This window comes from Paludibacter sp. 221 (assembly GCF_010501035.1).
Taxonomy (GTDB): domain Bacteria; phylum Bacteroidota; class Bacteroidia; order Bacteroidales; family Paludibacteraceae; genus QVMH01.
Map to the genome: position 1 here is coordinate 1 of NZ_QVMH01000085.1, position 3,441 is coordinate 3,441.

Consider the following 3,441-nt stretch of genomic DNA (forward strand, 5'->3'; position numbering starts at 1 on the left):
AATGGGCGTTGGGTACAGATAATAACACCAATACCACCTATACCTCTTCAGCTTCAATAACACTGAGTGGTACCGAATTCCAAAGAGCCGCATTGACAGGTGACGTTACCGCTACGGCTAACAACAACGCTACTACCGTTGCCCGCATCCGTGGACGAAACGTTTCGACTACCGCTCCTACCACAGGTCAGGTGTTGAAGTTTGACGGAACAAGCTGGGCACCTGCTACCGATGCGCAAGGAATAACTGCCGTAACCGGTAGTGGCGGTGTAACGGCTACCACTGCAAGTGGAAGTACAGCGTTGAGTATTACCGACCTGGGAGTAAGCACTGCCAAACTTGCCGATAAATCGGTTACAGCTGCTAAGTTAAACCAAATGGGTGCCACTGATGGGCAAGTTATGAAATGGAATAATACGAATAGGGTATGGGAACCTGCAGCTGTTTGGCTTGTAGGAGGCAATTCTACTGCTTCTGTAGATGTTTCTATTATAGGGTCTCAAAATAATTCTCTTAGATTTTTAGCAGATGGTAGAGATGCCGGAATAATAACATACAATACTGTAGCTTTAGGACCCAATTCTGGAACTAATTTTAGTATGGGAGTTGCTATAGGGGGAGCCGCACTTCGTCAAGCTACCGGGTATAGTTATTCTGTCGCTATAGGTTCCAGCGCTCTAACACACTGTACAACGGGCACAAATAATGTAGCTGTAGGTTATGGTGCAATGGGAGGTAATCCTATTACTCCACTGGTTATTACCGGTACGAAAAATGTGTCTATAGGAAGTCAGGCCGGCCGTGATATTACTACCGGAAATAAAAATATTTGTATAGGAGCCGGTGCAGCAGCAAGCCTGACAACAGGGTCAAGTAATATCGTCATAGGAGAGTATGATGACATTTATGCACCAACCACTGACAAAGATTATCAACTAATAGTTGGTAAGTGGATTCGTGGGGCTAAATCAAGCACTGCCCACAACTCATATCAGATAGCTATCAATAATACTAGTCTTGTTCGTGCTGATTATGCTTTTTATGTGAATACAGGTGCCAATGCATACATTGGTGGTAGTGCAGGTTGGACTCAAAACTCCGACCGCCGTTTGAAAGAGAATATCAGAAGCATTGGTTATGGCTTGCCACAGGTAATGAAACTGAACCCTGTAAGCTTTACGATGAAGGAGTCGGGCAACAAGCATATTGGTTTCATAGCTCAGGAAGTGCGCGATATTATCCCTGAAATAGTAAACGGAACAGAAGGCGATATTGAAAAAGGAGAGGTATTGGGTGTTTCTTATGCCGAGTTTGCTCCGGTGCTGGTAAAAGCCATTCAGGAACAACAAAAAATAATTGAAGAGCTGACTCGACGCATTGAAATGCTGGAGAAAAAATAATATTAACCGTGTTATTAACAGTATGTTGTGTGTTAAATGAATCTTCCGGTCGGCACAGGGCATGTGGCCGTGTGGTAGAAACATGAAACAAGCAACAGGAAAAAACGCCTCTATCAGAATCTGAGATATTCTGTAGAGGTGTTTTTGTTTTTTATTGGTTAATACCTCTTTTTAGCGCAAGTCTTTGACTTGTGCTATTGTTTCTTATAACGAGCAGCTCTTAGTTTCAGGCGCAAGTTTAGCGAAGCGCAACTTGCGCCAAATGTGTATTTCTGCTATTATACGTTCGTTTACTTTAAGGGAATAGTGTTATATTTGTATGCATATTAACAACTAACCAATGACAGAGAAAAGGAAGAAAAATTCGTTGCGGACGCATAAATATGTTTTCACGTTGAATGATGAGGAAAATAACGCACTGAACCGTTATATTGCAAAATATAAAGTTCAGAACCGTTCGCGCTTCATACGTGAGACGCTGATGATTGCCATCATAAAGAAGTTTGAAGAAGACCATCCTACCTTGTTTGACTAATCGGGAAAAGGAAATTAATAAAGTTATAGTATGGAATATATATTGCCTGTTTTACTCTTTCTTATCGGTTTTTTTGTAGCTTGGTTTGTGTTTTCGCGTAAGCAGGCTGCTGCTCATAAAAATTATGAAGAAAGGGAAAAAGAATTGCTCGAAGCGAAAACAGAGGCGGAGAAACAATACATGGTAGCTCAGGAAACTCTCCGGCTGAAGTCGGACGAGCTCTTGAATGTTCAGAAAAACCTTACGGAACAAATATCGGTAGCCAACCAATATGCTTTGGAAACAACGGCTCTGCGGACTCAGAATGAAAATCTGGTTGAAAAACTGAATAATCAGAAACAGGAGATAGAGGCTTTGCAAAAACGCCTGACGATGGAGTTTGAGAATATCGCCGGCAAAATTATGAAAGAGCGTTCGGATGAGTTTTCGGTGTCTAATTACAAAAGTCTGAATGAGATATTAAACCCTCTGAAGGAAAAGATACAGCTTTTCGAGAAAAAAGTGGACGAGACTTATGATAAGGAACTACGCGATAAAATAAGCCTGCGCGAAGAGGTGCGCAAACTTACGGAACTGAATACACGTGTGAGCGAGGAAGCCAATAACCTGACGAGGGCTTTGAAGGGTGATGTAAAGAAGCAGGGTAACTGGGGCGAAGTGGTTTTAGAACGTGTGCTGGAACGCTCAGGCTTGACACGCGGACAGGAATACGAACGGGAGCAGGTAGTGGAAGGTGCAGCCAGCTCGGTGCAGCGTCCTGATGTGATTATACATTTGCCTGACAATAAGCATATTGTGGTGGACTCTAAGGTGTCGCTTATTGCTTACGAGCGGATGGTTTCGGCCGATACTGACGAGTTGAGGGAAAAATCGTTGAAAGAGCACATCGCATCTCTCCGTTCGCACGTAAAGTTGCTGAGCGAAAAAAATTACCAGAATGCGCAAAGTCTTAATACTCCCGATTTTGTACTGATGTTTCTGCCGATTGAAGCATGTTTTTCGGTAGCGGTGCAAAATGATACGGACTTGTTTTCGTATGCATGGGAAAAGAAGATAGTGATTGTAAGTCCTACCACGTTGCTTGCCACGCTGCGAACCATCGCTTCGATATGGAAGCAGGAAAACCAAACTAAGAATGCGCAGGAAATAGCCCGCCTGAGTGGTACGTTGTATGATAAATTTATAGGTTTTGCCGAGGATATGGCAAAGATAAAGACCAATATAGAGCGTGCTTCGGTGGCGTATGATGATGCTCTGAAAAAAATGAAAACGGGCAATGGAAATATCATACGTACTGCCGAAAAGATAAAAGAACTGGGTGCCAAAACAGGAAATAAATCTCTGCCGGCTTCTTTTGAGGAAATGGAAGCAGAATAGCAGTGTGTGTGTTCGATTATATTTTTATCATCGTTAAATATTTGTGCTTAAAAAATTAAGCCTTTACTTTTGTCCCCACATTCTTCGAGCAAAAATGAGGAATGATTTAGTTAGCTACAAGTTATCAGC

Annotated in this window: 3 protein-coding genes; all 3 read left to right on the forward strand. The window is 42.5% G+C overall.

Annotated features, from left to right (window positions below):
* Positions 1 to 1,400 (forward strand): tail fiber domain-containing protein (locus D0T49_RS12735; protein WP_163632282.1); only part of this gene is annotated, 1,400 nt, incomplete at its 5' end.
* A gap of 340 nt (positions 1,401 to 1,740) precedes the next feature.
* Entirely contained in the window at positions 1,741 to 1,935 is a 195-nt protein-coding gene (locus D0T49_RS12740; RefSeq protein WP_163632284.1) for a hypothetical protein, read from the forward strand.
* Between the two features lie 30 nt (positions 1,936 to 1,965).
* Complete coding sequence (rmuC, locus tag D0T49_RS12745) at positions 1,966 to 3,312, forward strand: DNA recombination protein RmuC (protein ID WP_163632286.1); 1,347 nt, start codon at positions 1,966 to 1,968, stop codon at positions 3,310 to 3,312.
* The last annotated feature ends 129 nt before the right edge of the window (positions 3,313 to 3,441 follow it).

Coding starts and splice junctions, on each gene's coding strand:
- D0T49_RS12740 (WP_163632284.1), top strand. CDS start 1,741: ATGACAGAGAAAAGGAAGAAAAATTCGTTGCGGACGCATAAATATGTT.
- rmuC (WP_163632286.1), top strand. CDS start 1,966: ATGGAATATATATTGCCTGTTTTACTCTTTCTTATCGGTTTTTTTGTA.